This window comes from Pseudomonas sp. (genome assembly GCF_035277045.1).
GTDB lineage: Bacteria > Pseudomonadota > Gammaproteobacteria > Pseudomonadales > Pseudomonadaceae > Aquipseudomonas.
Genome location: NZ_DATELE010000296.1, coordinates 1 through 5,180, shown reverse-complemented (window position 1 = coordinate 5,180; position 5,180 = coordinate 1). Strand labels below are relative to the sequence as shown.

8 protein-coding genes and 1 tRNA gene are annotated in these 5,180 nt (G+C 62.6%); 5 read left to right on the top strand and 4 right to left on the bottom strand.

The features are described from left to right. Positions 1–506: TerC family protein (locus VJS90_RS20250; protein ID WP_324123411.1), on the top strand; the 506-nt coding region annotated here is incomplete at its 5' end. A gap of 200 nt (positions 507–706) precedes the next feature. Here VJS90_RS20250 and VJS90_RS20245 read toward each other — a convergent pair. Continuing rightward, the gene (locus VJS90_RS20245; RefSeq protein WP_324123410.1) at positions 707–868 is read right to left on the bottom strand and encodes a hypothetical protein; all 162 of its coding nucleotides are present in this window, start codon (positions 866–868) and stop codon (positions 707–709) included. A gap of 148 nt (positions 869–1,016) precedes the next feature. Here VJS90_RS20245 and VJS90_RS20240 point away from each other — a divergent pair, with 148 nt between their 5' ends. After that, positions 1,017–1,703: a peptidase C39 family protein gene (locus VJS90_RS20240; RefSeq protein WP_324123409.1), complete on the top strand. Its 687-nt coding sequence runs from the start codon at positions 1,017–1,019 to the stop codon at positions 1,701–1,703. An 18-nt stretch (positions 1,704–1,721) separates the two neighbouring features. Here the strand turns inward: VJS90_RS20240 and VJS90_RS20235 are convergent, their stop codons facing one another. Next, positions 1,722–3,005: an FAD-binding oxidoreductase gene (locus tag VJS90_RS20235; RefSeq protein ID WP_324123408.1), complete on the bottom strand. Its 1,284-nt coding sequence runs from the start codon at positions 3,003–3,005 to the stop codon at positions 1,722–1,724. 190 nt (positions 3,006–3,195) lie between these two features. Between VJS90_RS20235 and VJS90_RS20230 the strand changes: the two genes are divergently transcribed. From VJS90_RS20230 to VJS90_RS20220, 3 genes are all read left to right on the top strand, one after another. Continuing rightward, positions 3,196–3,272, top strand: a tRNA-Val gene (locus tag VJS90_RS20230). A gap of 154 nt (positions 3,273–3,426) precedes the next feature. Further along, entirely contained in the window at positions 3,427–3,996 is a 570-nt protein-coding gene (locus VJS90_RS20225) for an SPOR domain-containing protein (protein WP_324123407.1), read from the top strand. 130 nt (positions 3,997–4,126) lie between these two features. Next, a complete protein-coding gene (locus VJS90_RS20220; protein WP_324123406.1) occupies positions 4,127–4,552 on the top strand; it encodes a GTP pyrophosphokinase in 426 nt (141 codons plus the stop codon). Positions 4,553–4,587: 35 nt separating this feature from the next. Here the strand turns inward: VJS90_RS20220 and VJS90_RS20215 are convergent, their stop codons facing one another. Beyond that, entirely contained in the window at positions 4,588–4,830 is a 243-nt protein-coding gene (locus tag VJS90_RS20215; RefSeq protein WP_324123405.1) for a DUF1654 domain-containing protein, read from the bottom strand. A 160-nt stretch (positions 4,831–4,990) separates the two neighbouring features. Then, on the bottom strand, positions 4,991–5,180 hold a 190-nt coding region (locus VJS90_RS20210), incomplete at its 5' end, for a hypothetical protein (RefSeq protein ID WP_324123404.1).

Sequence of the window (5,180 nt, the reverse complement as noted above, 5' to 3'; positions counted from 1 at the left end):
TCGGGCAGGCGTTCTCGTGGAAGGACATGATCCTGATCGCTGGTGGCCTGTTCCTGCTGTGGAAGGCTACCAAGGAGATCCATGAAAGCGTCGACCCGCGGGGGGCCAAGGAAGAAGCCAAGGTGTCGAGCGCGATCACCCTGGGCTTTGGCGCGGCGATCTTCCAGATCCTGTTGCTCGACATTGTGTTCTCGGTCGACAGCATCATTACCGCCGTGGGCATGACCGAGCATTTGCCGATCATGATCATCGCCGTGGTCAGTGCCGTGATCGTCATGCTGGTGGCCGCCGACCCGCTGGCCAACTTCATCAACGACAACCCGACCGTGGTGATGCTGGCGCTGGGCTTCCTGATCATGATCGGCATGACCCTGATCGCCGAAGGTTTCGGCGCCCATGTTCCCAAAGGCTATGTATATGCCGCGATGGCGTTCTCGACCCTGATCGAGATCCTCAACATCATGACCCGCCGGGCGCGCCTCAAGCGCGAGGCTGCTGAAGGCTGAAGGAGTGTAGGAGCGGCCTTGTGCCGCGATCGGGTCCGAAGGAGCCGTGAAATCTGCAAGCACACACCGTCTGGCACGGTGCGCTGGCAGGCTTCGCGGCCCCTTCGGGCCCGATCGCGGCACAAGGCCGCTCCCACAATGTTTACCGCTGTGGAGTGTTCATGCCCCACCGGCCGTGCGTGAGCCGTGGTAGCACTCTGTCAATGAGCATTGATGTGCCGGCGCAGCCGTCGCGCGGCCTTGGGCGGGGCCTGGTGATGCGGGTGATGGCGACGCACGATGCGCATCACCCCCCAGAGCATGGCGGCAGCGACACTGACCCACATACCAATCAGCATGAGTATTGCCATAGTCAGACTCATCGAAGCCTCCTCCCTGCAGACTCTACAAGTCTAGCCGGTCCCCCGTGACGTTCCATTGACCGATGGTCTATCGCCCTTCGTCCCGCCGTCCTATCATCAGCCCCCACTGCCGGGCGCTGCCTGCCGGGCGACAGTAAAGCGAGTGTCCATGTTGCAAGTTACCGCAAAGTCCCTTGCCGCCGCGCCACGGCGCCTGCTGGCTGCGTGCCTGGTGGCCGCCAGCCTGGCCGGTTGCGCCAGTCAGCCCTCGTCCTCGTTACAGGGCCTGCCCCAGCGCGTCGAGCTTGGCAGCGTGCCGTTCTACCGTGGCAACGCCAACCACAGCGGGGCGATGGCCCTGGCTGCGCTGCTGTCCCAGCAGGGCGTGCAGATTACCCCGGGACTGCTCGACAAGCCGCTAAACCTGCCCCAGGGCGCCGAGGCGCTGCAAACCGGCATCCCGACCGCTGCCCGTGAATACGGCATGATGGTCTATCCACTGGAGAGTCGTCTTGATGCCTTGCTGACGCAGGTCGCCGCCGGTAATCCGGTGCTGCTGCGCTACCAGGAAGGCTCGGCGTTCTGGAGCGAGCCACGCTATGCCTTGCTGGTGGGCTATGACCGATACAAATCGCGGGTGTTGCTGCGCGCCGGGATGAACCGCCGGCAGCCGATGGACTTCGCAGACTTCAACGCGGCCTGGGCCAAGGAGGGAAGCTGGGCGGTGCTTGTGCAGCCGCCGCGGCGGTTGCCGGCCCAGGTCGACCGGCAGCGCTGGTTGCAGGCGGCGCAGGAGCTGTCGGGCGCGGGGCAGGAACTGGCCGCGCGCCAGGCGATCAGCGCCCTGGGGCAGTGACCGCCGGCCAGGCGCTACTCAAAAGCCCAGGCGGTCGCGCAGGCTGTAGTACCAGGCGCCCAGCGCGCTGAACGGTACCCGCAGCATCTGTCCACCCGGGAAGGGATAGTGCGGCAGCCCGGCAAACGCATCGAAGCGCTCGGCCTGGCCACGCAGGGCCTCGGCCAGCACCTTGCCCGCCAGGTGGGTATAGGTGACACCGTGGCCACTGCAGCCTTGGGAGTAGTAGATGTTGTCGCCCAGGCGACCGACCTGCGGCAGGCGCGACAGGGTGAGCAGGAAGTTGCCGGTCCAGGCGTAGTCGATCTTCACATGCTTGAGCTGCGGGAAGGCCTTGAGCATCTTCGGCCGGATGATCGCCTCGATGTTGGCCGGATCCCGCGCGCCGTACACCACGCCGCCACCGAAGATCAGGCGCTTGTCGCCTGTCAGGCGGTAGTAGTCGAGCAGGTAATTGCAGTCCTCGACGCAATAGTCCTGCGGCAGCAGGGTGCGCGCCAGCTCATCACCCAGCGGCTCGGTGGTGATCACCTGAGTGCCGCACGGCATCGATTTGGAGGCGAGCTCCGGCACCAGGTTGCCCAGGTAGGCATTGCCGGCGACGATGATGAACTTTGCCCGCACCTTGCCCTGGGGGGTGTGCACCACCGGGTTGGCGCCGCGCTCGATGCGAATGGCCGGGCTCTGCTCATGGATCACGCCACCCAGCGACTCCACGGCCGCCGCCTCGCCAAGGGCCAGGTTCAGCGGATGGATATGGCCGCCGCTCATGTCGAGCATCCCGCCGATATAGCTGTCGCACGCGACCACTTCGCGGATGCGTCTCTGATCCATCAGCTCGAGCTGGGTATGGCCGTAGCGTTCCCACAGGCGTTGTTGCGACTCCAGATGGCCCATCTGCTTGGGCGTGAGCGCCGCGAACACGCCACCATCCTTGAGGTCGCACTGAATGTTGTACCTGGCCACCCGTTCACGGATGATGCGACCGCCCTCGAACGCCATCTGGCCGAGCAGCTGAGCCTGCTGTGGCCCGACCGTGCGCTCGATCACATCGATGTCGCGGCTGTAGCTATTGACGATCTGGCCACCGTTACGGCCCGATGCGCCGAACCCGACCTTGGCGGCTTCGAGGATGGTCACCTTGAAGCCGTTTTCCAGCAGGAACAGCGCGCTCGACAGGCCTGTATAGCCCGCGCCGATCACGCACACGTCGGTTTCCACCTCGCCCTGCAGCGCCGGACGCGGCGGCACCGGGTTGGCCGAGGCGGCATAGTAGGACTGGGGGTAGGGGGTGTTGGCCATGATCGGTCGAACCTCTGTGTTATATTTTTAACGAATGTACCGATTCTATCAATAATAATAAACACCCGCTAGTCGTGCGTTAAAAATCCCTGACACCTCGCCTGAACAAATAGTTTTTAGATTCAGTGAGTTAGCTTGAAAAAAACAGTTGACACGTTTTTCTGAATGGGTAGAATGGCGGCCACACGACAGGCACATAGCTCAGTTGGTTAGAGCACCACCTTGACATGGTGGGGGTCGTTGGTTCGAGTCCAATTGTGCCTACCAAATTGAAAAGGGCGATCCCGCAAGGGTTCGCCCTTTTTGCATCTCGCGATTCGTAACAGCCAGTTACATCGCGACACTGCGCCACTCTTTTGTCCAAGGGTAATGCACACACCCGCATGCTAGACTCCGTCGCTCGAAATCAGGAGATACGCGCGTGCGCAAAGTGGTGGCGGTAATGGCAGTGCTGGCCCTGGCCGGCTGTGAGAACGAAGTCGAAGGCGTGCACAAGCAGGTCGCCGAGCATCTGCAAAACCCCAAGACAGCCAAGTTCGCCAACGTGCGGTTCGATACCGACGGCTCCATCTGCGGCCAGGTCCGCGGCAAGGACGACGCTGGCGTGTTCGAGGCCTATCGCAGCTACGTGGCAATCAAGCGCGATGGCAAGTACGACATCATCATCGACACCACCGGCAATGACCTGCGTATCCGCGAACGCTGCGGCGGCGCCGACCTGCAACGCCGCGCCGATGCCCTGGCCGATCAGCCGGCACCCCAGGGCTGGGATGTCGAGGTGATCCAGGGCCCGAACATGGGCGCCCTGACCGACATGACCGCACGCCTGATCGAGAAGGGTATCCCGTCTTCCGTCGAGTACCGCGACGGCAAGCCCGTGGTGCTGCTGGGGCCGTTTCCCAGCAAGGCCGACGCCGAGGCGCGCAAGGCCGACGTCATGGCCCGCCTGGGCACCGACACCATCGTCATCCAGCACGGCGCTGAACGATAGCTGTCAATCTCGTATAGGGCATTGAACTTGTAGGACATTTCCCCGACTATGCTGGGTAATAGAGGCGGTGTAGTCATCGCCAGTGCCGTGGCGCGTCATTGACGACGCGATCGTTAAGCAGGAGGGCTTCATGTCTACGCTGGAGCGGGCTATCGCAGTGGCTGCCAGGGCGCATGAAGGGCAGCGCGACAAAGGCGGTTCGGCCTACATCCTGCACCCCTTGCGGGTGATGATGCGGGTGCAGACGGCCGAGCAGCGCATTGTCGCGGTGCTGCACGACGTCCTGGAAGATTCGGGCATCACCCTCTCGGACCTTGCGCGCGAGGGTTTCAAGCTCAAGATCCTCGCCGCCGTACTGGCACTGAGCAGGCGCAAGGGTGAAACCTACGAAGACTTTGTCGTGCGCGTGGGTGACGACCCGCTGGCCCGGGTGGTCAAGCTGGCGGACCTCGCCGACAACAGCGATCTCTCCCGCATTCCTTGCCCTGGCGCCGCCGACCTCGATCGGCTGGCCCGCTACCAGCAGGCCAGCGCCTACCTCCAGGCACTGGCCTGAGCCCTGGAGACAGGTCTGGGAATCGACGCAGGCGGTCAGTCTTCCTTGGGTACGGTCCAGAAGATCTGCACAGCCCCATCATCACGGTGGGCGATGGTGACGTTGTCGTTTTCGGCAATCTCTTCAAGCAGGGTTTCCCAGTCGTCGGGTGACTCGTGCTCCAGGCGGATGAGCAAGGCCGTGCGGCTGCGCTGGGCGGTAGGGCCATTGATGATCTTCTGGATGCGGGTACCTAGGATCTCGTAACTGCTTGGAGTGGAAGCGGCGGGGTTGGCCACGAGGCATGTCCTTGTTTTGCTGTATGCGCGTACAGTATTTCAAAGCGGCCGTTTTCGCAATACAGCTCCTGCAAGCCCCCGCAGGGCTCCATAGTTTTTCTTTCGAAGGGTGTTCGAATTTCCAGAAAATTCTCGGATAATCCCCACGCCCTGGACGCCTCTACCGGCGCCCCGCCAGCATTTGACAAATTTCAATGCCGTTCCCATAGTTAGCTTCTGCAAACGTTTGCGCCCCGACAAGAATCACAAGATCCGGAGTCAACACATGCAATTGCCCTTCACTGGCCGATTCCTGGCCATTGCAGTTCTCGCAGCGCTGTCCGTGTCCCAGGCCCATGCCGAAGAAAAGC